We start from the raw sequence: 25,819 nt of genomic DNA, 5'->3' as shown, positions 1-25,819 counted from the left end.
ACTCGTTACCACCAGCATGCAAAAACGCAGCTCCTTCAATTCCTCCGAGATTATGCACCGCTCAGAAAACCTGATGCAGGCTGCAACGAACCGCTATCGTATTACTGTCCAAGTGGCAAAACGCGCGAAACGCCGCCGTTACGAAGATTTTGATTCCGTCGAAGATCCGTTGATGAAGCCGCCCATCCGCGCCATTATCGAAATGTCTGATGAACTGACTCAACCTGAGATTATCGGCGAGTAAAATTTCCGTTTAAAAATTTGATATTCCAACAAAAAAGGGTGATCACCAACCTATCGGCGATCGCCCTTATTTTTATACCTACACAAATAAATTCAGGATAGAAAATTAGCCGAGTGCTTCTTCTTTTTTGTTCTTACGCTTTGCCGCCGCAAACAAACCACTCAAGACAGGTAAAACCGCCGCAGGAGTCGGCACATCATAGACAAATTGACCACCTGCAATATCGTTATTACACTCAGCTGAGGCATGAAGGCAAACAGTCTGTCCATTACTCAGAGCGAGAGAGCTAATATCTACTTCTAGACCCAAAATCTGACCACGCAATCCGTCAAAGCCGTCTAAATCCCAGCCACTTGTATCTTGAATAATGTTTACGCCGCTTACATATTCACCAGAGCGAATCAACGTATCAACATGAGTATTTTCATTAAAGTAGCCATTTGCTAAGTTTCCAAAACTTGGGTTTCCCTTTCTATCTCTAACCCACTGATTATGACCTGCAAGATTTGCTCCAGGATTGCCATTTTCATCAGCTTTCTCAAATAGAGTGATGTTTTTAAATAACCCTACTTGTTGAACCCCAGATTCATTGTCTTGGGCAAAACGAATACCGAAGAGTGACTCTTTTCCGACATTATCAAGGGCTTCACAAGCCGTGTTAATGATGATGTCTCCCCAATGAATGTGACCATCATCAGCATACTGACTGGAAGCTCCATGGATACCAAGATTAGACTGAATACCAATTCTTAATTTTCCATCAAAAAGTTGCGTCGCAATACCGCGAATTTCATAGTTGGTATTTTCCCCAACACCAGACCCACCACCAGGCAATCCTCCGCTACTATCGTTAAACGAATCCATTGAATATTGCCAACCTTTGGCGCTGAAAGCATTAGCACTGGGGGCTACAGCAATTACACCTGCGAGCATAAGGGCGCTTAGTCCAAAACGATGAATCATAGTTATTGATTTGAGTTTTTTAATTTGTACTTGTATTTACTTATCGTTTGCGGTGGGGGAAGTTATGCAAAAATCCCCACTGTCAATTTTTTCAAACCTACAAAAGAGCGTATTGAAGTCGTCCGTTTAATATTTCTTCAAAGAATATGCGCGATCGCCCGTCGTACTTAAGCCTCATACCGTTTCGCAGTAGCATATAGAAATCAGTTGTTAGATGCGGATGGGTAGGCAAATGCAAAAACCGATTTTGGTTGGCGGACTGGGTTTGTCCTTAGGTTTAGCGGTTCTGAGCCGCTGGCAGGCTAGTGTTTTTGACCTTGGGGAATGGCTGTTTTGGGGGGCGATCGCCGCAGGTGGGTTGATGCTCTGGAAACAAAAGCAACCCGCCGCAATAACGGATGATGTGACCAATCCACTGACAAAAAAAGATGTGGAGCAAGCGATTAATAATGCTCAAGATTGGGTAAAGGCGCTACAGGCAGAGGCTCCCGACCAAGATTTCTCGCAACTGACAAGCAAACTTACAGAACTTCCCCAACAATTTGACCGCACTGAAATTATGGGGGCGATCGCCGGCGGACGCGGTACTGGCAAAACAACCCTTAAGCAATATTTAGAAAAATCTGATCTAAATGTTTCTTTCATTGAGACGCAACCATTATTTACTGACTTAGTAAGTTACGACCAAGCGACCCAATCTCAGGTTTTTGCCGCGGATTTTGTACTGTTTCTCGTCACGGGCGATTTAATGGCTTCCCAGTGGGATACGCTCAAGCATTGGGTTCAGGCTCGCCAAAAAATTATTCTGCTTTTCAATAAACAGGATCAATATCAATCGGAACAGCGGGAATTAATCCTCTCTCAACTTCGTCGTCATGTTTTTCCGGCGATCGCCGCCCAGAATGTCATCGGGATTACCGCCGCGCCCCAGCCCATCAAGGTTAAAAAAATTGAGGCAGACGGCACAGAAACCGAATATTTGGAGCAACCAGAAGCAGATTTAGAAACGATTCAAACTTCTCTGCAACAGCTTTTGGACAATCCAGAAATTAAACAGCAGTTAGTTTGGTCAACGATTTGGCGTACTGCGAGACTGGTTCAACATCAAGCGAAAGAACAATTGACACAGCTTCGTCGTCAAAAGGCAATGCCTATTCTCGAAAAATATCAATGGTTAGCCGCAGGAGCAACCTTTGCGAATCCTGTCGCCGCCTTAGATCTCCTTGCCACCGCCGCTGTCACAGGGCAAATGATCGTGGATTTAGGTACAGTTTATCAACAGAGAATTTCTCTTTCCCAAGCCCAAACGATCGCCACCGCCCTTGGGAAACAAATGATTCAGCTCGGTCTGGTCGAACTCTCCACTCAGGCGATCGCCGGGGTTTTAAAAACCAATATCGTCACCTATGTTGCAGGGGGAGCAGTACAGGGCATTAGTGCCGCCTATCTCACTCACATTGCTGGTTTAAGCCTCATTCAGTATTTCCAAGAACAACCTCTCCAGTCACAATCTGAGACGATCAATCTCGAAAAGCTAGGGCGCATCTTGAAAACGATGTTTGAGCAAAATCAACGGAGTAAATTTCTCCAGTCATTTTCCCAAAAAGTACTGGAGCGGCGATCGCCCCAAACTGCTACGTAAGTAGTTAAGATCAAAAATATTTTTTTAATAATTACAAAAGTCATGGATATTGAACTCGAAAATTTAGAAGCATCAGTCGAGAATCTATTATCCGCTGCCAAAACAGACCTAGAGGAACGTAAATTACAGCAGCAGCGCGACGCACAATATCAAGAAATTGTCCGGCAGCGCAAAAATAAATTAGAGCCTCTGCTTAAAAAAGTCGAAGAAATGATTAGTACCTATCGTGCAGAAGGTTATCAAAATGCCGAAATTATTAGTCAACTGCAAGAAAAAGCCAACGATATTCGGCGAGAAATAGCTGAAATACCAGAAAAAGCGGCAGAAATTGTTGATAGTCAACTTGTTCTACGGGAAGAAAGACTTTTAGAAGAAAAAGCCCGCGAGCAACTGCAAAAATGGCAGTCAGATTTACGACAGGATTTATTAGATATGGTCTATGACCAACAGGATTTTTTTAGCGCTACAGATGCGGCGATCGCCGTCCGCGGTTATGTCGAAGACCTGAAAGAAATAGGAGCATTAGAAGAAATTGTCGACGCGCTCATTAACCAAATTAACGAATATAGCGAAGAAGGCCCCGTGGCTCGACTGCGGGGAACCCACGAGCAGACCCTAACTTTTATTTACAATAAAGCCCTCGAAAACCGCTCCCGCACCGACCATCACCCCAATATCCAGCCCAAATCCCGCCACCGCAAATCAGACCAAAGACCCGAATTGTACTCAAATCTTTTTGGTAAAGTTTTAGTCTTTGGCGGCCACGATCGCCTGCAAACGGCTGTCCGGAATCGTCTGCGAAATTCCCAAGTTGAGTTGCAGTGGTACAGCGAACAAGATGGCCTACAACTCTCTGCCCAAGGGGAGGCGCAGGTTAATAACTACGATTTAATTTTGATTATTACGGGTTATGCTAGCCACTCCATGACAGAACGGGCAATGGAAGCTTGTAAAAAGGCTAACAAGTCCTTTGAAATTATTAAAACAACGGGCATGACGCGGGTTTTGGAAGCAATCGAAGCAGGCTTAAAAACGAAACAGCTCGCTCAAATGTGGAACAAATAGATTTAAGCTTAAGCTCGAGCTGATATATTTCTCCATAATTTTTTCCATATATTTTTAGATGGCAATCCCCCCTAAGTTTCTAATTCAGACGGTTCAGTTTGTCTGGAAAACGATGTGGCAAACCATGATGTCACAACTTGCGCCGAGCGATCGCCAAGGTAATTTCCGGCGGGCAGAAAGTGAATTTCGGGATTCTATTGGTTCTGAGAAATTTCCAGCAGCAAACAAACGCTATCGGCTATATGTCGGTTTAACTTGTCCTTGGGCGCACCGCACGATGGTGACGCGGGTTTTAAAAGGCTTGGAAGATTGCATTGAGATGAGTGTGGCGATCGCCGATGTGTCGGTAGGTGGATGGCGCTTAGAAAATGACCCAACGGGTTGTCGCAGTATGAAAGAACTGTATCAATTGGCACAACCAAGGTATTCAGGGCGGTGTTCTGTGCCAGTCTTGTGGGATTGCGAAACGAATTCAATTGTCAATAATGAAAGCTCAGAAATCATTGTGATGCTCAACGATCACTTCAATGAGTGGGCAAAAAATCCAGAGCGAGATTTATATCCAGAAGATTTACAGAAAGAGGGCGATCGCCTCAACGATTTGATTTACTGCACCGTCAATAATGGCGTTTATAAGTGCGGTTTTGCCACAACCCAAAGCGCCTACAACGAAGCCGTCACCCATCTTTTTGAAACCCTAGATTTACTCGATAAAAGGTTGGGCGATCGCCGTTATCTTTTAGGCGATACAATCACCCTCTGCGACGTGCGATTGTTTACGACATTGATTCGCTTTGACCTTGTTTATCACAGCTTGTTCAAGTGCGATCGCCGCCGCATCCGTGATTATGAAAACCTTTGGGGATACCTACGGGATATTTATCAACAACCCGGTATCCCAGCAACCTGCCCCCTCGAAACCATCAAACGCGAGTATTACACTTCCCTCTTTCCCCTAAATCCTAGCGGTATTGTCCCTTTTAGTATTGACCCCAACGCCTTTACAATGCCCCATAACCGTGCGGCGATCGTCAAGTCAAACTCCATTTCCTAACCATTTTTCGATCACCTTTTCGATCACCCCCCCCATCAAAACCCACCCATAACCCACTAAAAACCATCACAAACGCCACTCTATGAATCTGTCGAAGCGTTCCTCACCAAACCAGCCACAGTGGCAGAAACATATCACCATCGACCTCCTAGTTCCATTAACCCTAATCCTCATCAGCCGTTGGATTATGCCCGCAGAAGGGATTTTTCAGATTAGCACAGACGAAAGCTACCAACTAGCCAAAGTCTCCCTCCTCAAAGAAGGCTTTCAACTCTACACCGACATCTGGAATGATCAGCCTCCCCTACACACCTTTCTGCTATTTCATTGGCTCAAGCTTTTTGGCGAAACAATTCTCGCAGCCCGCACCATGACACTAGTATTTGCAACTATTTTCGTGTGGTCCTTTGCCCGAATTCTGCAGCAAACAGTTACGCCGCTAGTATCCTTTCTAACCATCACTCTTCTCATCACATCATCAGAATTTTTAGAACTCAGCCAAGCCATTAAAGTCGGCTTACCAAGCCTAAGTCTCGGCGTTTTAAGTATTTATTTAGTTACCATTTACCATCAAAAGAAAAATACCCTATGGCTAATCAGCTCTGGCCTAATATTTGCATGCGCATTACAAACAAAACTGATTACCGCCATTTACATCCCAGCTATTTTGCTTTTCCTGCTACTCAAATCAAGAAATACAATTCAAGACAAAACCAAAGACAAAACCTCAAAAACAAAGCATATACAAAACCTTAAATATCCACTTTTTTGGACAGGTTGCATGCTCATTGGATTTATACTCATCGGCGTATTATCCGACTCATTAAATTTGTCCCAACTCCTAGAGCCTCACCTACAAGCACAAGTCAATGCAGATGATGGCTGGTCATACAACAGAAGTATTCTTGTTTTTTTATCATTCATTTTTCAGGACTATGAATACGTCCCTTTAGTCCTCATTGGAATTTTTAGCACTATCTATAGAAACGAGAAAACAATCCTGCCAATTACGATCTTAGGGACTGTACTTCTCGTTTTTATGACCTACAGACCCCTATGGACTCACTATCTACCATTATTATCCTTTCCCGCCCTATGGCTGACAGGGATAGGCCTACAGAAATGCTTTGATATTTTTACAAAGCTCTGGAAATCATTATCAGATACTCATCAATCAAAAAAACAGAAACTTTTCAAACATTGCATTTTCGCATTATTAATTATTGCCCTACTTGCTCCAACATTATCTGTACCCTACAGCCTATATACCCGCCACCAAAGATATGAACAGCTAGTTGAGCGGACAGCAAAACTTACTAAAATCAACCAACTAATAGAAGACAATTACCAGCCACAAAGTAAATGGCTATTTGTGGACAACCCAATTTATAGTTTTACCAGTCCTTTAACTGTGCCTCCGATTATGGCAGTTTTATCCCAAAAACGCTTTAATACAGGAAATTTTAATCAACAGGATGTTGACTATATTTTTCAAGAGTATAAACCAGCCCAAGTTTTATTTACAGGTCGACAAAATATTTTACGCAAGATGGCTAGCAACTATTTAAAAGATGACTATGAGCTAATACCAAATGATTTGAATGTCAGGCATTATCGCCGTAAAGCCTAAGGCGATCTTCAAAAAACTACTTTTTTTGATATAAATCAAGGCTAAATAACGTCAGTTCGGGTTAAGGAGTTATCCGAATGCCTTGAAGACACGGGAACATTGGGATAGGGAGACACGGAGAGGGGAAGATACGGGACATCAACGGACACCCGCATTAGAATTGTTTGAATAAAAAATCGCCCCATCCCTCCCTCTCCCTTTCGCCGCGTCGTCATTCCAGACCATGCTTAAACCGAACTCAGGTTAAATAAATACGCAAGTGAAATCCGACTAAAACCCTAAAAAAATTATTGGGTTATAAGTTTTACTTCTTGATTTTTATTTGGTGAATATCTCCGATCTTGGCAATGGATAAAAGAGTCTTTTTCTGATAATTATATTTGTTACAAGGCTTAATGTATTTCTGAAAGATAATTCACTGGGGTCGTTGGGACTGAGAGAAATTCTGATTGTTTCCTAGAACTGATAAGATTTTTGGGGTGATTTTGGCGGTAATACATCTATGGTGAATCTAGAGCAACTAGCGTCATGGCAAGCTCCGGTAAAAAAAGCAGAATGGCGGCCTGTATTGGTTGTTGCAGGGATATTCTTCAGTGTTTGTATGGCTTTGGTTTTACATCGCCACTTCACTTTTTATTCTTCCTATGACCAAGGTATTTTTAATCAGGTCATGTGGAATAGTGCCCATGGTAGATTTTTTCAAAGTACTCTTTCTTCTCAGCTTTCTACAAATGTTGTTCATGCGGGAGAAATTCCAAGTGTTAGCTACCATCGCTTAGGGCAACATTTTACGCCAGCTCTGTTGTTGTGGCTGCCGATCTATTATTTTTTTCAGGATGCTGCGACTCTTGCTGTTTTTCTTATCACTTTTTTATCGGCTGCGGGACTGGTACTTTATGTGCTTGCACGGCAATATTTAGATCCTGTGCCTGCCCGTTGGATTACTTTTAGCTATTACGGAGCTAATGCTGTTCTTGGGCCAACGCTGGGGAATTTTCATGATAATTTCCAGTTGCCTTTTTTCATGTTTACGCTGTTGTTGGCGATGGAAAAACGCTGGTGGTGGCTCTTTGTTTTAATGTGTCCTCTCATTGTTATTATTCGGGAGGATAGTGGCATTGTTTTATTTGGGGTCGGTGCATATATGCTCCTCAGTAGGCGGTTTCCTCGGATTGGAGCGGCGGTCTGTGTTTTTAGTTTTGGTTATATTTTGGCTTTGACGAACGTTATTATGCCGATCTTTTCGGATGATGTGTCGAAACGGTTTATGTTGGAGCGGTTTGGTCAATATACGGATGCGACTGAGGCTTCGACTCTTGATATTTTGCTGGCGATGTTGTCTAATCCGCTACTTTTGATCAGGGAGTTGGTTACGCCTGTTGATCGGACGGTTAGTTATCTTGTTGGTCATTTTTTGCCGTTTGCGCTAATACCGGCGATCGCCCCTAGTGCTTGGATTATGGCGGGTTTTCCTTTGTCAAAACTGTTGTTGGGTAAGGGATTTTCGGTTTTAGTGATTAATATTCGCTATGCCCTTGCGGTTGTGCCGGGTCTTTGTTACGGCACAATTTTGTGGTGGTCTGGGGAAAGTTTTGGCAATTTTTTCAAGAAAGATGCACCGCGTCAGCCGCGGCAGATGTCGCTGTTTTTTAAGAGGTTCTGGTTGACCTGTATTACTCTGTCGCTTATTTTTACGATCGCCGCCAATCCGAATCGTAGTTTGTATTTTGTGATTCCGGATTCCATCCAACCTTGGGTTTATGTCTCGCCACTTGAGCAGTGGCAGCGCAGTGCTGATATTCATCGGATGATTGGGCAGATTCCGCAGGATGCTAGTGTTTCTGGTACGACCCATATTATTCCTCACCTATCTAGCCGCCGTGCCATTATTCGTCTTAGTGGTTTAGAGTTTCGGGATGATGGGGGCGAAGTGCAAGAAGTCGATTATATTGTGGCGGATCTCTGGCGTTTAGTGCGTTACCAAAATGCGTTTAAGGGTGATTTTAATCGCCTTAAGTCTTATACGGCAGCCATCTCACAGGCGATCGCCACACGGGATTATCGCGTCATTGATTTCCGAGATGGGGTCATCCTACTCACCAAACATCAAACTGAAAATAGTGAGGCTATGGCTGCTTGGCAAAATTACCGAGATGCAGTTATTGAGCCGCTTTTAAGCAAACCGCGTGGGTAACAAAACGTGAGTTTTGCTTAAGCATGCTCGGAAGTACGACGCGGTGAATGGGAGAGCGAGAGATCGGGAGATGTTTCTATGCAAACAATCCTACTAGCTTTCAAAAAATGCAAATTTTCGTGGCTTCCCCGTGTCTCTCCCTCTCCGTATCTCCTTTTCTCTAAAGAATTTTGGCTACATTCTTATCGATAACTGACGTTAACAAAATAAATAATAAAAACTAAAACCCCCAGCGGTTCTGTCACAGACAGTTTCTGCCGGGGGATTTTTATGTTGAGGTTTGGGTCTAGCCCAAATTTTTCTGGGTAAAATTTAGTTACGCAGCGTCATCATCAGTATCGTCATCGTCGTCTTCTTCAAAACCGTCATCATCCATGAGTTCGGCGATATCTTGATCATCAGACATTTCACTGGGATCTTCTTTTTTCTCGCGGAAGATAATGCGGTTATTTTCCTCTAGCCATTCGAGTAATGACGTTTTGTGCTCTAGATTGAGAACGGAAGCTGGTGCGTAACGCGGCTCTTGTCTTAGTGAAGGATTCTTTACCATAAATTTGACGAGTTCTCAGGTTGTGACAATCTTTGACAATTTAAACAATTAATTATAGCGAATTTTGTTCTTGCCTCCCAACAAAAATTGAGCATCGGCCAACTAAGGTTCGTTCAATAGGGCGATCGCCTTACCCGGTTCCGGTTCAATCACTTTGGTTCCTACCTGCTTCGCCGCCAGCATTTCCGCAAAATCCTGTACTGTGCCATCAGGTTTAAGGAAATTCATTAAAAAGCCATCAAAATGCACATCACCACCCGCTGCCGTTGGCAAAATGGCTTTCGGTTTGAGCCAGTCGCAAACCTTCAGGGCAGTTTCTTGTCCCTTAATGACAGCGCCTAGTAAAGGCAACTTTAGATTGATTAAGGGTGTAACAACCACATCAATCGGGGCAAATTGTTTTAATTCCTCAGAATGGTAGCCATGGGGTTCGTAATATAGCGTCTTGTTCGTCTCTAAATCGGTCAAAATATAACCGTTCTCCAGTGTTGTGGGGCCAACGGGCGATCCTTTTACGGCACGAATTTCAAGGTTGTCACAGGTAAAGACTCCGCCGTGGGGCAAGCTATGGATTGTTTGATAGCCGTATTTTTCGGCGATCGCCTGACCATTGGGAGAACAAACAACCGGTAACGTTTTATCTAAAATTTTGAGGGTTTCTGGATGGGCATGATCTTCTAAACCTTGGGAGAGCAAAATAAGATCAATATCAGCAGGAATCTCTCGATCTTCGGGGCGATCGCCCTTAAATAACCATGGCGCATTGCCAAAAATCAGCGAGCCAACCAGCCAAGGATCAAGCAAAATCCGCTTGCCAGCCATCTCAATGAGCCAACTATTGCTATCTAAATAAGTCAGTTCCATATTTTCCCTTAGTCAACCACTTTACAAAGCTTAACTTATTCGGCGAAAGCCATGGGCAAGCAAGCAAATACAGTTTTAAGATTTGGACGTTGGTTCTAAAGCCGCCTTCGGATAGGCAAGGCGTTGGTGATTATACTGCTGCCAAACCTGCACAAAAATTTCAGCAATATAAGGCAGTTCCTCCCGCCGGATACCACAGTCATCCAGTTGCCCATCTTGCCAGCGGGCACGGAAAATTTTATTAACCATAATCAATGCCTGCTCCGGGGTCGCATCCTTCAGGGATCGCAATGCCGCTTCGCACCCATCGGCCAACATCACCAGACCCGTCTCACGGGATTGGGGAATGGGGCCCGCATAGCGAAATTCTGCTTCATTTAAATCTTCCGGTGATTTGCCTTCAGCTTGGTAGCGATTCTTGGCCTGATAGAAAAAATAAGAAATCAGCAATTTTCCTTGGTGCTCCGGAATAAAATCCCGAATCGCTTGGGGCAAACCATATTTACGCGCCATCACGAGACCCTCGGTCACATGTTTTCGAATAATTTCGCGACTCTTCCAAGGATCATCAATGATGTCGTGCTTATTGGGGCCTCCCATCTGATTTTCAATAAACCCAAGGGGGTCATGCATCTTGCCAATGTCGTGATAAAGAGTGCCAGCACGGACTAATTCAACATTGCAGGAGAGTTCTCGAGCCGCTGCCTCTGCTAAAGAAGCCACAAACATCGTGTGCTGAAAAGTGCCGGGGGCTTCAAGGGCAAGGCGTTTAAGGAGGGGACGATTCGGGTTAGACAATTCAGCCAGTCGAATCGGTGTCACAAGATCAAACAGACGTTCTAAGTAAGGGGAAATACCCAAGGCAACGACAATCCAAGCTGTGCCGGAAAACCCATATAGAACGGCTTCTGGCAGGAAAACGTACCAGAGGGTCTCGGCACTGGCACTGGCAATTAAGCTTAGGGAAAAACTCACAACGGTTTGGGAGACACCGACAATGCCGCTCATGGTTGCTTGCTCTTCTCGCGATCGCAGCCGTCCCCCAAGGATGGAGGCAATTAAACCACCAATTGTCCCTGTGACAAGGTGTTGCCATTGCAAGGTTTCGCTACTGACTGCCACAATACCCGACAACAAACTCACCTGGGTAAAGGCGATCGCCGGACTATAGAGACTACTGGTTAATAGACCGACTGCCGACAAATTACTGTAGGGGACATTAAAAAAGACAAGGAGTGGTGTACTTAAACTAATCAGTGACAGCAACAGATGATCACGACAACGCATGGGGCGGTGTACCCGGCGAATGACCATCACCATAATGACAGCACTACCACTCACCATCGCCGCAGAACCGGCTAAACCCCACCAGTTAATCTGGCGATCGCTTAGTCCAAAACCATCCAGCAGGACAAAATCTGCTTGGGTGATCGTTTCCCCTCTTTCAACAATGACATCCCCTGCCCGCACAGTGACAGTCACAGGCTCAATGGCCAAGGCTGCCTGTTCGGAACGGCGTTTGGTTTCTTCTTTGTCTTCAATTAAATTAGGCCGTAGATAGCTCGTAAGTGCATCGGTAATAAAGGCACTACTAATGACATCGTTCTTCGTCTGTACTTGAATCGTTTCTTTGAGCAGACTATCGGCTGTCCCCTTGGGAATGCCCTGGGTCAAAATGCGATCGCTGGCGGCGAGGAGTTGGGTCTGGGTCTCTGTCCATTGCTCTGACGATAGGCGTAACAATAGGCTCTGGTGGCGACGGAAGAGGGTTTGTTCTGTCTGCCTCGCAGCTTGTACGGCTTGCTGAAAGCCTTCCCGAGCCACAATAATTTGAGTGATCACGGTTTGTACCGCTTCAGGCTCGTTGGTGCGAGCGTAATCATAGAGCTCCCGCAGGGGAGGGGCAAGGTCAATATCGCTGGGCATTAATTGGCCTAATGGGGGTAATTCAGCTTGGGTCAGTTGATCGGCGATCGCCACAAATTCTTGCCACTGATCATCAGGTAACTGTCGCAAGGCCACCTGACTAGGGATTGAGAGAATATTGAGATCTGCAAAGGGAAACTCCCCCGCCATATCGCGAATACGCGTGATGTCATTGAGTAATGTGCGAATGTCTTGCTTGATGGCGCTGGTCACTTCAGCGTCCCGCTTTAAACTCAAAATTGCGCCAGTACGAATCTCTTGGCGCTTCTCCTCCGTTGTTTTTTTGTCTTCAAACTCCCCATCTGTGGGAGCAATCACTGTCGTCGGTGCAATGGTTTCGACGGCTAATTTCGGTTGATTGTAAAAACGCTCACCAATAATACCCGTAAAGACAATGACGGTAATCGCAGCGATCGCCGAAGAAGAATAAGTTGCTTTTCTGCGCTGCGCTTGGGTTGTAACAGTACTAGCCCGGGGGGTCGGCACAGCCACAGCACTATTCCAATAATATTTCAGACTAGACCAAAGATTCATATGAAGTCATGGAGGTGGGCGCAAACATCTAGAGAAAAATAGGAGCAGAGTACCTCTAGAAGGCGGAAAATTTAGGTGAGATGACGTTGAGAAATTAGTTGCAATGAGGCACGAGGTTTAAGACCCTGGGCATTGGCAATTACCGGAAATTGCTCCAACCTTAACTGATTTGTCGGCGGAAGTCCCGACCAACGGCTCCAGAAGGCCACAACATCTGCCCTTAGTTCATGATGATTCAGCCTTGGGTTATTTCTCTGGTGAGATTGGCGATCGCCCCGCAGACAGCCCAGTAATATGTGCCCCCAAACTTGCACCACAGCACCACAGCCCCCCAGCAGCCGTTGGCAATGCCCCACATGACCGCCACTCCATAGTATCGCGCCGTATAACTGTAAAAGTTGTTGGGCAGTAGGCGTAAAAGTCGACATAGATAATTGCCTCTGGTAGTCTCGCCAAGACTTATTTCTATAATAAATTGATTCTAACAAAGCTGTTTCTTGGTCATGTTGCGGCGATCGCCGCCCCAGCCAAACGCCAAATTGCCCAAGGGTAACCTTTTCCCTCAGGCAGTCACTCATACACAGACCGATATCCTGAACAACATTTAGGTGCGCTGGCCTTAAGCCACACCGTCCAAGGCGATCGCCCAAATAGCCCGGATCTTCGTGATAAAACAGTAACACCGGCAACAGAGCTAAAGCATTTTCTAACGGATCAACAAGCCACCCTTGGGCAAAACGATTTTGATCGACCGGCCAGTCACCCGTCCCTAACAATGCTTGCCAGAGATCTAACGCAATAATTTCCGCCGCCGAGAACCGAGGCTCCAGGGCGATCGCCCCCCGAAAACCAAGCCAAGCACCCCACAACCGATGTAACAAACTAATTTCCATAGCTCAACCATTATTGCTCCCTTTCCCGACGTTGCCATAACTCAAACAAATCAGGCCGCCGTTCCTTTGTGCGCAATAGCTGCTGTTCCCGTCGCCAAGCCGCAATCTTTTGATGATTCCCCGATCTCAAAACCTCTGGCACACACCAGCCTCGAAAATCTGCCGGACGCGTATATTGTGGATAATCCAAGAGCGGTATTTGAAAACTTTCTGCCTTGAGAGATTCTTTTTTTCCCACAGTTCCAGGCAATAAACGAACCACACCGTTAATTAACGTTAAAGCCGGAATTTCACCACAAGTTAAAACAAAATCTCCGAGGGAAATTTCCCGCGTTACCAAATGTTGACGCACCCGTTCATCAACACCTTCATAATGTCCGCAAATCACAACGAGTTGATCATATGTTGTTAATTCATCTAAAAGCGGTTGATCAAGACGTTGCCCTTGGGGTGTCATTAAGATCACTTCTCGTTTTGGCAGTACAGGTAAGGATTCGACCGCAGCAAATAAAGGCTCCGGCTTCAACAACATACCCACACCACCACCGTAGGGTTCGTCATCAACATTGTGATGCTTATCTGTGGAGAAGTTTCGGGGGTTGGTGATGTTCACTTGAGCAATCCCTTTTGCCAATGCTTTCCCTAGTAAACTTGACTGGAGAGGCGACTGGAAAAATTCAGGAAAAAGCGTAATTAAATCAAACTGAATGGCCATAAGATTGAAAGTTTTTCCGTCAATTTTGAGGAAAAAAATTGGGTGTTTTAGAAATTTGAGAATGTCGAGGACTATGCAATAATTGAGTTGATTTTTACGGGTTTGCTGTGCTTTGCATTCCTTATCAGGTTAGATGTTCATTCCTTGTAACGATATGAGTGATTATCTCATCTGACCTCCATCAAGGCTCTTTTGTCTTGTTTGTAATTTTTGCCCTGAAGACTAAACATAATGCCATCAGAAACCACCCTTTCTAATCAAATTTCTACCCAGAGTTCTATTCTTGTCATCGGTGGCGCTGAGGACAAGGTGCATGGGAAAGAGATTTTATCGTCTTTTGTCCGCCGTTCTGGTGGTACTGATGCTGCCATTGCCATTATTCCCTCCGCTTCACGGGAACCCCTCCTGATTGGCGATCGCTACCAACGTATCTTTGAGGATATGGGTGCTAGCAAGGTTAAAGTGTTGGATGTGCGTGATCGCGTCCATGCAGAAGACCGTTATTACCAAGAATTTGTTGAAGGGTGCACCGGCGTTTTCATGACCGGTGGAGACCAACTAAGGCTATGTGGTTTACTGTCAGATACGCCCTTAATGGAACGTATTCGCCAAAGGGTTCATGATGGTGAAATTGCCCTCGCTGGCACGAGCGCCGGAGCTGCGGTCATGGGACACCATATGATTGCAGGGGGCAGTAGTGGTGAATCTCCCAACCGAGGCTTAGTGGATCTTGCGATGGGTTTAGGTATGATTCCTGAAATTATTGTCGACCAGCACTTTCACAATAGAAATCGCATGGCACGTCTCCTGAGTACCATTGCCGTCCATCCTGATCGCTTGGGTATTGGCATCGATGAAGATACCTGCGCTGTATTTGAGCGGGAAGGTTATCTTCAGGTACTGGGTCGTGGCACAGTCACCATTGTTGATGCTCGCGAAATGAGTCACACAAACCAAGCCAAGGCTGATACGACAGAGCCACTCAGTCTCCATGGTCTCCATTTACATGTCCTTTGTCACGGCGATCGCTATGACATCCAGCAGCAACGGCCAATGTCCGGAAACCTTTAAATGATGATGACTATCCGACAAATCATCCGGAAACAAATTGCCTTAGAATAATTACCAACTTCGTGGACGACCCACAAAATCCTAGTAAAAATGACCGAGATAGTTATTCGTTTCTAGCACGTTTGAGGAGGGCGATCGCCACGAAAGTTTTGCCAGAACCAGAACTGCTCTAGCCAAAATAAACCTGCGACGCTGACTATGAGAATCCTTAAAACCCTAACCCTTCGAGGCCCCAACTACTGGAGTATTCGACGCAAAAAATTAATCGTCATGCGGCTCGATCTCGAAGAAATTGCGGAAACACCATCTAATGAGCTCGATGGTTTCTATGAAGCGTTAAGCGATACCTTGCCCAGTTTAGTAGAACACTACTGCTCGCCCGGCTGTCGTGGAGGTTTTTTTAGCCGTGTTCGCGAAGGCACACTAATGGGACACATCGTTGAGCATGTCGCCCTCGAACTCCAAGAACTCGCGGGCATGCCCGTCGGTTTTGGTCGCACCCGTATGACTGGCGATGCAGGCGTTTACAACGTTGTCTTTGAATATGTATACGAACAAGCTGGACGCTACGCAGGCCGGGCAGCCGTTCGTCTCTGTCAATCAATCCTTGATACCGGACGCTATCCAAAGGAAGAACTAGAACAAGACCTCGCAGACCTCAGGGATCTTAAAGCCGGCTCAGCCCTCGGCCCCAGTACCGAAACCATTGTCAAAGAAGCAGAAGCCAGGGGGATTCCCTGGTCAATGCTCAGCGCTAGAGCCATGATTCAGCTAGGCTATGGCGTTCACCAGAAACGTATCCAAGCGACCCTCAGCGACAAATCCAGCATTTTGGCTGTGGAACTAGCCTGCGATAAAGAAGGCACAAAAAATATATTGGCTGATGCCGGTGTGCCTGTTCCCCGCGGTGTTGTCATCCGTTATCTCGACGACCTAGAAGATGCCATCGAAGATGTGGGCGGTTATCCCATTGTGATCAAGCCCCTCGACGGTAACCATGGTCGAGGTATCACAATTGATATCAAAGCTTGGGAAGACGCAGAAATTGCCTACGACCTAGCCAGTGAAGCCTCCAAAACGCGTTCTGTGATTATCGAGCGCTATTATCGCGGTAGTGACCACCGTGTGCTGGTGATTAATGGCAAATTAACAGCCGTTGCCCAACGCGTGCCTGCCCATGTGGTGGGTGATGGTCGAAAAACCGTGGAAGAGTTGATTGAGGAAATCAATCGCGACCCAAATCGCGGTGACGGTCATGACAATGTTTTGACGCGCATTGTGGTGGATCAAACGGCATTAAAAGTTTTAGATTGCCAAGGCATTTCTCTAGACACTGTTTTGCGTGATGGCGAAATGGCCTATTTGCGGGCGACGGCAAATCTCAGTACTGGCGGTATTGCGATTGATCGTACTGATGATATTCATCCCTACAATATTTGGTTGTTTGAGCGGGTTGCCAAGATTATTGGTCTAGATATTGCCGGTATTGATGTCGTAACGGAAGACATCACGAAGCCTTTACCAGAAACAGATGGTGTGATTGTGGAAGTGAATGCTGCGCCGGGATTCCGGATGCATGTTGCCCCCAGCCGTGGCCTACCGCGTAATGTTGCGGCTCCAGTGATGGATATGCTCTATCCCAACGATACTCCTAGCCGCATTCCCATTGTTGCTCTGACTGGTACAAACGGTAAAACCACAACAACGCGTTTAACAGCTCATATTTATCGCCAAACGGGTAAAGTTGTCGGCTACACCAGCACCGATGGTGTGTATATCGGGGATTATCTTGCCCAAGGTGGTGATAATACTGGCCCCCAGAGTGCGGCAATGATTTTGCAGGATCCGACGGTAGAAGTGGCGGTGCTCGAATCTGCCCGGGGCGGCATTCTCAGAGCAGGTTTGGCTTTTGATCGTTGTGATGTTGGGGTTGTGCTCAATGTGGCGGCTGATCACCTTGGTTTGGGAGATATTAATACCATTGAGCAGATGGCACAGGTAAAAGGGGTTATTGCAGAGACGGTGGCTCCTGATGGTTATGCGGTCCTTAATGCGGATGATCCTCTGGTGTCAGCGATGGCTGAGAAAGTCCGGGGTAAAGTCACGTATTTTTCTATGCAGCCGGATAATCCGATTGTGTTGGAGCATGTCCGTCGTGGTGGTTTAGCTGCGATTTATGAAAATGGTTTTATCACGATTTGCGAAGGGGAGTGGAAGCTACGGGTCGAGTCGGCCAAAAATGCTCCTGTGACGATGGGTGGTATGGCTCCTTTTATGATCGCGAATGCTTTGGCGGCTTGTTTGGCGGCTTTTGCTCAGGGTGTTGATATTGAGCATATTCGTCAGGGTTTGCGTACCTTTAAGCCTTCGGCGGATCAAACGCCGGGTCGGATGAATTTGTTTAATCTTGGTGAACATCATGCTTTGATTGACTATGCCCATAATCCTGCGGGCTACGAAGCGGTTGGTGCGTTTGTGAAAAATTGGGAGGGTCAGCGTATTGGTGTTGTGGGTGGCCCCGGCGATCGCCGCGATGAAGATCTAATTTTGCTCGGTAAGATTGCTGCTGATGTGTTCGACCAGATTATTGTTAAAGAAGATGATGATAAGCGGGGTCGAGCTGATGGTGAAGCTGCTGCTTTAATTATTGAAGGCATTCGCCAACAGAGTCCTGATTGTCGCCATGAAACGATTCTCGATGAGCGTCGGGCTGTAAATGTTGCTCTCGATGGTGCGCCAAAGGGTTCTTTGGTTGTGATCTTCCCCGAAAGTGTTAATCGGGCGATCGCCATGATTGAGGAACGGAATCCGATTGATGAGCCTGTAAATTCGACCAATGGTCACCAAACCAGTGGCGGAGTGACGACAACTCCTGATTCAGCGCCAATGTTGAATTAGAGGAAGCCCCCTCCCATTGCAAAAGCATTTCAAGAACACAATCAAGCTGGCTGAAGGGCAATCTATCTAGAAAAATAAGCGTTTTTTCGCCGGCCTTTGCTTTAGTCTGGCGACTATCGTTAGGATATGACCTAGTGAAAGGAAAAATTGACATTATGGTTGTTGCAGCGCCGCGTTTGATTTCTCGGGAGCAGGCTCTAGATTGGATTGAGCAGATTGTGGCACAGGCAAAATCAGATGGTGTTTCTGTGCAAATAGAAGAACGCGAGTCTGCCTTAGGGCGATTTGGTGAAAATCAAATTCGGCAAAATCTCCAGAAAAATCAGTTTGAAATTCGCATTACTAGCTATTTCGGGAAACAAAACGCCAGTGTCACCACCGTTGAGCAGGATTTTGATGGCATTATCGCAGCTCTGCGACGGAGTGAAGATTTAGCTCGAATTGCGCCTCCTGACCCAGAGTGGATCCCGTTACTAGAGACGCAAAGCTATCCTGATTTTTCGGCGAAATTTGACGAGCCAACCTACACTTTTTCACCGTTAAAACGAGGGGAGCTGATCCAAAAGGTTTGTCAGCAAAGTGAAGTGGCTAGGACGGAAGGATCCGGCATTTTGAGTACTAGCGCGACGGCCTATGCCGTTGGTAATTCGGCGGGTTTACGGGCTTACGATTGCAAAACTAGCGCGGAATTTAGCTTTACTGCAAAAATTGGTAAAGGCTCCAGTTGGGGAAGACGCACGGCTTGGGGTATCAATGAACTGCCCATCGAAAAAATTGTAACTACGACGTTGCAGCGGGCAACTTTAGCGCAAAATCCCACCCGTTTAGAAGCAGATACTTATCCGGTTGTTTTTAATGCCGGGGCGATCGCCAACCTGATTCCACGGATGGTGTGGGGTATGTCGGCGCGTTCAGCGGATGAAGGGCGTAGCTTTTTCTCTGGGGAGAAAGACGGGAATCGTTTGGGCGAAAAACTGTTTAACGACAAAGTGAATTTGTATCGCGATCCGAGGCATCCTTTGCTGCAATCGAGTCCATTTAGTGGCGGCGGTTTGCCCTGCGATCGCCGAGCAATTGTGGAGAATGGCGTAGTGAAAACCTTAAGTTATGACCGTTATTGGGCTGCCCAAAAACATCAAAAACCGACTGGCGGTTTATTCCCCTTGGTGATGGAGGGAACGGATCAAACCCTAGCGGATTTAATTGCGAATACTGAACGGGGGATTTTCGTAAATCGCGCTTGGTATGTGCAGTCGGTGAACCGCAAAACCCTTGAGCTGACGGGCATGACCCGCGACGGAGCCTTTTGGATTGAGAACGGCAAACTAGCTTATCCCATCTACAATTTGCGTTTTAACGATACGCTGCCAAATCTACTGAATAATATCGAGGCGATCGCCACCCCAGAACGTCATGGCAGTTCAGTCGTGCCAGCAGTGAAAGTTAGCGCTTTTCATTTCAGTAGCGTCACCGATAGCATTTAACAGAAGCTTTTCGGAAGGTTGTTCGCGAACAACCCCTACAAGTATTGGTTTGTGTAGGGGCGACATCGAGATGCGCCCTCGATCAACTGTGGCACAAACAAAAAATCCCCCTAAATTCAGGAGGATTTTCGTTTAATTCATACTGTGATTAGACGAGTTTGATGTCAGGGTAATAGGTCAAAATATCATCGGTACTGAGGGTGTCACCTTCTGCTTGGGGAGTCCAGAGAATCTCTAGAGCAACGAGGCGATCGCCACCGAGAGCACCAATTTGACGGATGGCTTGTTCAAGATTCTGAGAATCATTAATTTTCGGTAAATCGATCTTGCCGAGTGCCCCAGCAATAATCGTGACCATAATGTACTCGTTATTACCTTGGTCAGCCTTCACAAGGTCAGCACGGTCGCTACTCGCCGGAACATTACGCTCGTTGTTGACGTTCGTTAGAGTTTCCGCCGTGAACTTACTGCGTTCACCGAGAGCTAATTGATTAAACGTAGATTCCGCTGCATCAACCCCTAATTTTGCCGCGTCTGCCGCACCATAAACCCAATATTCAGGATTACGCAGTAGCGCTAAAGTAGTTTCCTGTAAAACCTTGGCGCGACCAGCTTGGGTGCCAGTGTCAGCCGTTGCTGCTAATCTATCTAAATCTTTTTGCAAATCCCGTGCCTGTGCCAACAAACCCACCTGCACTTTTGCCACAGAAATTTGGCTAGACGGTGCCGAATAACCCACACTGTCTCCGCTTTCTGCACCTCCACCCAGTACACCCTGGAAAGTACGGACTAAAAATCCGGCGATCGCCAACATAAAGAAGAGACCGAAGATACCGCTAAACCCGCCGAAGCCAAAGAATGGTAGGAGGAAAGGAAAACCGAAGCCACCACCATAGCCATAACCGCCACCCACAGGAGCCTGACGAGTAGGAGCAGGGGAGAAACTGCGGCTAGGCGCACTACGGAAGGAGCCACCACCAATTCTGCCGCCACTACGCGCTGCCCAAGCCTCATCAGCTGGAGTGAAAGTTAGGGCAAAGGACAGCATGACCGCCAAAGCTCCATACAAAAAGCGTTTAAACATAATCGATGCAAAAATTGTTCTAGTAAAAATTCCTACAATCTATTCTATCAATCTAGAGAATTCCAGACATTGGGGGCTTTCCCTAATCGAACCAGCCAATATCCTCCTCAGGGATGCTAGAAGCAGGTTGCGAGGGAAACTGTAAATTTGCTTGGTAACTGGAAATTCGCGCTAAAACTAAAGCTCGATCTTCCTCAATTGTCCGCTCTTCGTTAACTGGTTCCGGCTCAGGTTCCGGTTTGGTTGTTTCTGCTTCGAGAACTTGCACTTGGGCATAGAGTTTTTCCACCAAACCCTGTTGCTTTATTAATTCTTTTTCGAGCTTGGTTTTTTCCGCAGAATCTGTTTTGAGGGTTTTAATGGTTTTCTCTGCGTCGGCGATCGCCTTTTCTTGAGTTGAGATTTTATCCTCTAGAGCCTTCACCTGTTTCGCTAATTCTTGATTTTTAGCTTCAATTTTTTCGGCTTGCGGGTCAGGAGTCGTCGCAGAACTTGGCTGCTGATTTTGTAGTAATTTAATGTGCTCTAAAAGCTGGGCTTTGGTCATGCGGGAAAGCGCCGTCGCCGAGGGTTGCGCTGGCAATTCAACCTTCTTTGTCGCCTTAGGTTGGGTCTTCGTTTCAGGCTTGTCAGTCGCCTCTTGTTTGACTTCCTCTCGAAGTAAATCGGATAAATTCTGCTTACTGCTCGCCATAACGTCCCTCATTAATACTATGTCCAATCCCGTTGCAATTCGTCCGCGACACGACGGTAATCGGTTTCTGCGTCTTTAGTCTTTTTACCACGCATCTGACTGATAGGTACGCCTGCCAAGACAGCTTGTTCATGAGCCTTGTAGGCTCGTACAAAGGCATGACACACAGGAATACCCAGTTCGATTAGCGTATTTTGGGCATCAATGCTCTCCCGCAAGCTCCGACTATCGACTTTCGTGAGTAAAACGCGATGCTGCACACCAACTGGTTTAATGGCCTTTTGCACCGTTTCAATGAGGGCACTGAGATCCATTGGCGCGGGCGGCGTTGGCAAAATAACAGAATCTGCGGTCAGTAAGACAGCCTTTAAAGCTTGGGAACGCAGCGCCGGCGGAGTATCAACCACAATTAAGTCATAGCCCTCTACTTGCCGTAAATTTTTTAAGGCCTCAGGTTTTTTCTCAGTACTAATGTCAATGTTCCATTTCTCTGGATTGCGATCTACCCACCAAGCCGCTGAGCCTTGGGGATCGCTATCGACCAGTAGTACTCGCTGTTTTTCTGCAAAAATTGCCGAGAGATTGACCGCTGTTGTCGTTTTGCCGACGCCACCTTTCCCGTTAATAACCGCCAAAATACGATGGGATGTCACAGTTTTCCCTACTCTTGCGTTAGCCGACATTTACGGTGTGACATTATAGCGGCTTCGCTCCCGCTCATTATCGAAAACGCAATCATTCTTGAGTTGGGACGAAGTGGGCGTGGACAAAATATTGCTGGTGAGGTGGGCTAGGATAAACGGTGATTGTGGCGCTGCATGATCTAGCGTTGAGTCGCTTTAATATTTGTTATCTGTTGATAAATGATCTGTTTTAGTTATGAGTACAGCTTCTTCTGCGGTTTTTAAGGATCCTCAATTTGATGAGTGGCTTCAAAGGGAAATTTTGAGATTAAGCGTAGATACGCTGAATAAAAAAGCAATTACCTGTACGGCTTGTGGCGAAATTCGAGGAGATTATATTGTTGACTTTCAAGGTGAAACCTATCGTTTCGATACGCCGAAAACCTATGCCTTCTTAACTTACGTTTTAGAGGAAGTGTAATTCTGAGTGGCAAATGTCGTGGGTAATGGATGTCATGAAAGAATGCTCAAGCACGAAAAAAGGTGCGTTACATTGCATTAACGCACCCTACCAAGTTGATTTTTGATTTTCGCTTGAGATTTAAACGGCTACGAAAAAATTTAGTTTGCTTCAGCGCCCAAACCGACAGGACAAGTAACGCCTGTACCGCCTAAACCGCAATAGCCACCGGGGTTTTTCGCGAGGTATTGCTGATGGTACTCCTCTGCGTAGTAAAATTCGGGCGCATCAAGAATTTCTGTGGTGATTTCACCGTATCCTTTGGCGGCGATCGCCCCTTGGTACATTTGGCGAGACTCTTCTGCTGCTTTTTTCTGAGCTTCGGTATAAGCGTAAATACCAGAACGATATTGCGTGCCAGTGTCATTACCTTGGCGCATACCTTGGGTGGGGTTGTGGCTTTCCCAAAAAACCTTAAGGAGGGTTTCATAGGAAACTTGAGCCGGATCGTAAGCGACGAGAACCACTTCGTTGTGACCCGTCATGCCAGAGCAAACTTCTTGATAGGTAGGATTTTTGGTGTAGCCTGCCGCGTAGCCTACCGCAGTACTATAGACACCTTCGGTTTGCCAGAACTTCCGTTCTGCTCCCCAGAAACAACCGAGTCCGAACATGGCAAGCTCGATATTGTCAGGGAAAGGCCCTTTAATGGGGTTGCCATTCACAAAGTGCTTCTCAGGAACGGGCATTTGGCGATCGCGGCCGGGGAGTGCCTGTTCCGGATTAGGCATTTCTGATTTTTTGCCGAGTAGACCGAAAAACATAAAACAGTAGGCTCACATTGAGGTTGTCACCTTGATTGTAGACAAAATTGCCAAGGCCTTGGGTGATACGTTTGGGTTATGACTCTCAGGATGTGTGAGCGATTTCTGATAAAATCTTCTAAGATCTTAAAAAAACGTTACTTAACCGAAATTTACATGAATGTACTGGTGGTCGGTGCTACGGGCACTTTAGGCAGACAAGTTGCGCGACGGGCATTAGATGAAGGTCATCACGTGCGTTGTCTCGTTAGGAGTGCTCGTAAGGCATCTTTCCTGAAGGAATGGGGGGCAGAGTTAGTGGGCGGCGATATCTGTGTTCCGGAATCATTGCCCCCAGCCCTCGACGGTATTGATGCGATTATCGATGCAGCGACTGCCCGTGCGACAGATTCAACGGGAGCGAAGGAAGTAGATTGGCAGGGTCAGGTGAATTTGATTCAAGCGGCAAAGGAGGCTGGTATTCAGCGCTTTGTCTTTTTCTCGATCCTTGATGCAGAAAAATACCGTAATGTCCCTTTAATGGATGCAAAGTACTGTGTCGAAAGATATCTCGAAGAAGCTGACATGGACTTTACTGTCTTGCGTCTTGCGGGCTTTATGCAGGGTTTGATTGCGCAGTATGCCATTCCGATTCTTGAAAATCAGGCGGTCTGGATTACGGGTAAAAATTCGGCGATCGCCTACATGAATACCCAAGACATTGCTCGTTTTGCGGTACAAGCATTAAACATTCCCGCCACCCAAAAAGGCTCTTTCCCCGTCGTGGGTACCCGGGCATGGAAAGGCGAAGAAATTATCAATATTTGTGAGCGATATTCTGGACAAACCGCTAGTATTGCCCGTTTATCCCTTGGTTTCCTCCGGTTAATGCGTCGTATTACCCGCTTCTTCCAATGGAGCCAAAACGCCTCTGATCGCCTTGCCTTTGCCGAGGTGATGGCCTCTGGAAATTCCCTCGATGCGCCGATGGAGGAGGTCTACAAAACCTTTGAGCTAGACCCCGCCGAAACCACAACCCTTGAGAGCTATCTACAGGAATACTTCAGCCGGATTATGCAGAAGCTCAAGGAAATTGATTATGAGAAGAATAAAAATAAGAAGAAGACCGGTAAGAAGAAGCCAAATATTCGTACGCCATTTTAAGGAAAATAGTTGGGAGACATGTCAAAATCTATGTCGTGGGATGTCTCCGGTTGTTGCAGAAACCTTGTTCCAACAGGCTCATTAGAGCCTTAGACGGATGCGACATGGATGATAATCTATAGGTCTATACCCCTAAGTTTTCAGGACAATTTTGCTTGTGCCCAAAGCTGGCATTATTTATAACGACATCAAACCGATCGCCTGCCAAGTTGCCCAAGAACTGACAAAAACCCTACGGCAAAATGGCTGGCAAGTGGAGACGGCAACGGGCTTTGGCGGCTTATTAGGATATGTAGAGCCAGCTGCTGCACCGCCCACCATTCAGGATCGTCCGGTTTGTCACACCAGAATTGATCAGTTGGTTCCGCCAAATTTTGATGATGCAATGAAGTTTGTTGTTGTCCTAGGTGGTGATGGCACGGTACTTTCTGCTGCGCGCCAGGTCGCGCCGTTGGGTTTACCGATGTTGACGGTCAATACGGGTCATTTAGGGTTTTTGACTGAGCTTTATCTACAGCACCTTGATGAGGCGATCGCCCAGCTATTGGCGGGGGAATACGACGTAGAAGAGCGCTCTATGATTACGGTGCAGTTGTTTAGGCAAAATGATTTACTTTGGGAAGCCTTGAGTTTAAATGAAATGGTTTTGCACCGAGAACCGCTCGCGGGCATGTGTCATTTTGAGATTAAAATCGGAGCCCATGCTCCCGTTGATATTGCCGCCGATGGCATTATTGTGGCAACACCGACAGGTTCCACGGCCTACTCCCTGAGCGCCGGTGGCCCCGTTGTAACACCTGATGTACCGGTCTTTCAGCTCGCGCCTATTTGTCCCCATTCCCTCGCATCCCGTGCCCTTGTGTTTTCTGATAGTGAACCTGTCAATATTTTTCCGGCGACACCTCACCGTTTAATGTTGGTCGCTGATGGTAATGGTGGTGCCTATGTGATTCCTGAAGACCGGGTTTCTTTGGGGCGATCGCCCTACAATGCCAAATTTGTGAGATTACAGCGTCAAGAATTTTTCCGTATCCTGCGGGAAAAACTTGGCTGGGGCATGCCCCATGTGGCGAAGCCTTCCTCACGCAAATTTTCGTAAATAACGTCAGTTATGGATAAGAATGTAGCCAAAATTCTTTAGAGAAGAGGAGACACGGAGAGGGAAAGACACGGGGAAGCAACGAAAATTTGTATTTTTTGAAAGCTAGTAGGATTGTTTGCATAGAAACATCTCCCGATCTCTCGCTCTCCCATTCACCGCGTC

The 25,819-nt window shown here is 46.4% G+C and carries 22 protein-coding genes; 12 read left to right on the top strand and 10 right to left on the bottom strand.

All coding sequences use genetic code 11. The features are described from left to right. Positions 1-16 precede the first annotated feature (16 nt). Positions 17-244: a DNA-directed RNA polymerase subunit omega gene (locus tag NIES208_RS14440; RefSeq protein ID WP_015134268.1), complete on the top strand. Its 228-nt coding sequence runs from the start codon at positions 17-19 to the stop codon at positions 242-244. Between the two features lie 105 nt (positions 245-349). On the opposite strand, the gene NIES208_RS14435 is transcribed toward NIES208_RS14440, so the two are convergent. Next, a complete protein-coding gene (locus tag NIES208_RS14435) occupies positions 350-1,207 on the bottom strand; it encodes a PTPA-CTERM sorting domain-containing protein (RefSeq protein ID WP_075893688.1) in 858 nt (285 codons plus the stop codon). A 232-nt stretch (positions 1,208-1,439) separates the two neighbouring features. Between NIES208_RS14435 and NIES208_RS14430 the strand changes: the two genes are divergently transcribed. The 5 genes from NIES208_RS14430 (at position 1,440) to NIES208_RS14410 (ending at position 8,792) form a co-directional block, all read left to right on the top strand. Continuing rightward, positions 1,440-2,849: a slr1306 family protein gene (locus NIES208_RS14430; RefSeq protein ID WP_084176648.1), complete on the top strand. Its 1,410-nt coding sequence runs from the start codon at positions 1,440-1,442 to the stop codon at positions 2,847-2,849. Between the two features lie 42 nt (positions 2,850-2,891). After that, on the top strand, positions 2,892-3,914 hold the full coding sequence (locus tag NIES208_RS14425; RefSeq protein ID WP_075893687.1) for a DUF2325 domain-containing protein: 1,023 nt from the start codon (positions 2,892-2,894) through the stop codon (positions 3,912-3,914). A gap of 58 nt (positions 3,915-3,972) precedes the next feature. Beyond that, positions 3,973-4,968, top strand: coding sequence for a glutathione S-transferase family protein (locus NIES208_RS14420; protein ID WP_075893686.1), 996 nt, complete (start codon positions 3,973-3,975; stop codon positions 4,966-4,968). Positions 4,969-5,050: 82 nt separating this feature from the next. Then, positions 5,051-6,598, top strand: a complete 1,548-nt coding sequence (locus tag NIES208_RS14415) for a glycosyltransferase family 39 protein (RefSeq protein WP_075893685.1) — start codon at positions 5,051-5,053, stop codon at positions 6,596-6,598. A 502-nt stretch (positions 6,599-7,100) separates the two neighbouring features. Further along, positions 7,101-8,792 (top strand): DUF2079 domain-containing protein, encoded by a 1,692-nt coding sequence (locus NIES208_RS14410; RefSeq protein ID WP_075893684.1) that lies wholly within the window; start codon positions 7,101-7,103, stop codon positions 8,790-8,792. A 316-nt stretch (positions 8,793-9,108) separates the two neighbouring features. Here the strand turns inward: NIES208_RS14410 and NIES208_RS14405 are convergent, their stop codons facing one another. From NIES208_RS14405 to trmD, 5 genes are all read right to left on the bottom strand, one after another. Then, positions 9,109-9,342, bottom strand: coding sequence for a DUF3134 domain-containing protein (locus tag NIES208_RS14405; protein WP_075893683.1), 234 nt, complete (start codon positions 9,340-9,342; stop codon positions 9,109-9,111). A gap of 102 nt (positions 9,343-9,444) precedes the next feature. Beyond that, entirely contained in the window at positions 9,445-10,206 is a 762-nt protein-coding gene (locus NIES208_RS14400; protein WP_075893682.1) for an MBL fold metallo-hydrolase, read from the bottom strand. Between the two features lie 75 nt (positions 10,207-10,281). After that, positions 10,282-12,666, bottom strand: coding sequence for an HD family phosphohydrolase (locus NIES208_RS14395; protein ID WP_075893681.1), 2,385 nt, complete (start codon positions 12,664-12,666; stop codon positions 10,282-10,284). A gap of 71 nt (positions 12,667-12,737) precedes the next feature. Continuing rightward, entirely contained in the window at positions 12,738-13,559 is an 822-nt protein-coding gene (locus tag NIES208_RS14390; RefSeq protein WP_075893680.1) for a hypothetical protein, read from the bottom strand. Between the two features lie 10 nt (positions 13,560-13,569). After that, positions 13,570-14,268, bottom strand: a complete 699-nt coding sequence (gene trmD / locus NIES208_RS14385; RefSeq protein WP_075893697.1) for a tRNA (guanosine(37)-N1)-methyltransferase TrmD — start codon at positions 14,266-14,268, stop codon at positions 13,570-13,572. Positions 14,269-14,505: 237 nt separating this feature from the next. Between trmD and NIES208_RS14380 the strand changes: the two genes are divergently transcribed. From NIES208_RS14380 to NIES208_RS14370, 3 genes are all read left to right on the top strand, one after another. Next, entirely contained in the window at positions 14,506-15,345 is an 840-nt protein-coding gene (locus NIES208_RS14380; protein ID WP_075893679.1) for a cyanophycinase, read from the top strand. A gap of 198 nt (positions 15,346-15,543) precedes the next feature. Further along, on the top strand, positions 15,544-18,243 hold the full coding sequence (gene cphA / locus NIES208_RS14375) for a cyanophycin synthetase (RefSeq protein ID WP_075893678.1): 2,700 nt from the start codon (positions 15,544-15,546) through the stop codon (positions 18,241-18,243). Between the two features lie 155 nt (positions 18,244-18,398). Further along, entirely contained in the window at positions 18,399-19,727 is a 1,329-nt protein-coding gene (locus NIES208_RS14370; protein ID WP_075893677.1) for a TldD/PmbA family protein, read from the top strand. 148 nt (positions 19,728-19,875) lie between these two features. Here NIES208_RS14370 and NIES208_RS14365 read toward each other — a convergent pair whose 3' ends face one another. The 3 genes from NIES208_RS14365 to NIES208_RS14355 form a co-directional block, all read right to left on the bottom strand. Beyond that, positions 19,876-20,775 (bottom strand): DUF1517 domain-containing protein, encoded by a 900-nt coding sequence (locus NIES208_RS14365; protein WP_318025746.1) that lies wholly within the window; start codon positions 20,773-20,775, stop codon positions 19,876-19,878. Positions 20,776-20,893: 118 nt separating this feature from the next. Then, a complete protein-coding gene (locus tag NIES208_RS14360) occupies positions 20,894-21,505 on the bottom strand; it encodes a hypothetical protein (RefSeq protein ID WP_075893675.1) in 612 nt (203 codons plus the stop codon). Between the two features lie 17 nt (positions 21,506-21,522). Then, positions 21,523-22,188, bottom strand: coding sequence for a ParA family protein (locus NIES208_RS14355; protein WP_075893674.1), 666 nt, complete (start codon positions 22,186-22,188; stop codon positions 21,523-21,525). Between the two features lie 196 nt (positions 22,189-22,384). Between NIES208_RS14355 and NIES208_RS14350 the strand changes: the two genes are divergently transcribed. Further along, positions 22,385-22,609, top strand: coding sequence for a hypothetical protein (locus tag NIES208_RS14350; protein WP_075893673.1), 225 nt, complete (start codon positions 22,385-22,387; stop codon positions 22,607-22,609). Between the two features lie 140 nt (positions 22,610-22,749). Here NIES208_RS14350 and msrA read toward each other — a convergent pair whose 3' ends face one another. After that, positions 22,750-23,412, bottom strand: a complete 663-nt coding sequence (gene msrA, locus NIES208_RS14345; RefSeq protein ID WP_075893672.1) for a peptide-methionine (S)-S-oxide reductase MsrA — start codon at positions 23,410-23,412, stop codon at positions 22,750-22,752. Between the two features lie 156 nt (positions 23,413-23,568). Between msrA and NIES208_RS14340 the strand changes: the two genes are divergently transcribed. Beyond that, complete coding sequence (locus tag NIES208_RS14340; protein WP_075893671.1) at positions 23,569-24,555, top strand: SDR family oxidoreductase; 987 nt, start codon at positions 23,569-23,571, stop codon at positions 24,553-24,555. A gap of 157 nt (positions 24,556-24,712) precedes the next feature. Next, positions 24,713-25,654: an NAD(+) kinase gene (locus tag NIES208_RS14335; RefSeq protein ID WP_075893670.1), complete on the top strand. Its 942-nt coding sequence runs from the start codon at positions 24,713-24,715 to the stop codon at positions 25,652-25,654. The last annotated feature ends 165 nt before the right edge of the window (positions 25,655-25,819 follow it).

This window comes from [Limnothrix rosea] IAM M-220 (assembly GCF_001904615.1).
Taxonomy (GTDB): Bacteria; Cyanobacteriota; Cyanobacteriia; order Cyanobacteriales; family MRBY01; genus MRBY01.
This window is presented reverse-complemented; position numbering and strand designations above follow the sequence as displayed.

Bases quoted from the DNA above. Each gene is read 5' to 3' on its own strand.
- NIES208_RS14360 (WP_075893675.1), bottom strand. From the start codon at position 21,505: ATGGCGAGCAGTAAGCAGAATTTATCCGATTTACTTCGAGAGGAAGTC.
- NIES208_RS14425 (WP_075893687.1), top strand. From the start codon at position 2,892: ATGGATATTGAACTCGAAAATTTAGAAGCATCAGTCGAGAATCTATTA.
- NIES208_RS14350 (WP_075893673.1), top strand. From the start codon at position 22,385: ATGAGTACAGCTTCTTCTGCGGTTTTTAAGGATCCTCAATTTGATGAG.
- NIES208_RS14410 (WP_075893684.1), top strand. From the start codon at position 7,101: ATGGTGAATCTAGAGCAACTAGCGTCATGGCAAGCTCCGGTAAAAAAA.
- NIES208_RS14395 (WP_075893681.1), bottom strand. From the start codon at position 12,666: ATGAATCTTTGGTCTAGTCTGAAATATTATTGGAATAGTGCTGTGGCT.
- NIES208_RS14355 (WP_075893674.1), bottom strand. From the start codon at position 22,188: ATGTCGGCTAACGCAAGAGTAGGGAAAACTGTGACATCCCATCGTATT.
- NIES208_RS14370 (WP_075893677.1), top strand. From the start codon at position 18,399: ATGGTTGTTGCAGCGCCGCGTTTGATTTCTCGGGAGCAGGCTCTAGAT.
- NIES208_RS14400 (WP_075893682.1), bottom strand. From the start codon at position 10,206: ATGGAACTGACTTATTTAGATAGCAATAGTTGGCTCATTGAGATGGCT.
- NIES208_RS14340 (WP_075893671.1), top strand. From the start codon at position 23,569: ATGAATGTACTGGTGGTCGGTGCTACGGGCACTTTAGGCAGACAAGTT.
- NIES208_RS14440 (WP_015134268.1), top strand. From the start codon at position 17: ATGCAAAAACGCAGCTCCTTCAATTCCTCCGAGATTATGCACCGCTCA.
- NIES208_RS14420 (WP_075893686.1), top strand. From the start codon at position 3,973: ATGGCAATCCCCCCTAAGTTTCTAATTCAGACGGTTCAGTTTGTCTGG.
- NIES208_RS14380 (WP_075893679.1), top strand. From the start codon at position 14,506: ATGCCATCAGAAACCACCCTTTCTAATCAAATTTCTACCCAGAGTTCT.
- cphA (WP_075893678.1), top strand. From the start codon at position 15,544: ATGAGAATCCTTAAAACCCTAACCCTTCGAGGCCCCAACTACTGGAGT.
- NIES208_RS14365 (WP_318025746.1), bottom strand. From the start codon at position 20,775: ATGCTGTCCTTTGCCCTAACTTTCACTCCAGCTGATGAGGCTTGGGCA.
- NIES208_RS14415 (WP_075893685.1), top strand. From the start codon at position 5,051: ATGAATCTGTCGAAGCGTTCCTCACCAAACCAGCCACAGTGGCAGAAA.
- NIES208_RS14390 (WP_075893680.1), bottom strand. From the start codon at position 13,559: ATGGAAATTAGTTTGTTACATCGGTTGTGGGGTGCTTGGCTTGGTTTT.
- NIES208_RS14435 (WP_075893688.1), bottom strand. From the start codon at position 1,207: ATGATTCATCGTTTTGGACTAAGCGCCCTTATGCTCGCAGGTGTAATT.
- NIES208_RS14405 (WP_075893683.1), bottom strand. From the start codon at position 9,342: ATGGTAAAGAATCCTTCACTAAGACAAGAGCCGCGTTACGCACCAGCT.
- msrA (WP_075893672.1), bottom strand. From the start codon at position 23,412: ATGTTTTTCGGTCTACTCGGCAAAAAATCAGAAATGCCTAATCCGGAA.
- NIES208_RS14430 (WP_084176648.1), top strand. From the start codon at position 1,440: ATGCAAAAACCGATTTTGGTTGGCGGACTGGGTTTGTCCTTAGGTTTA.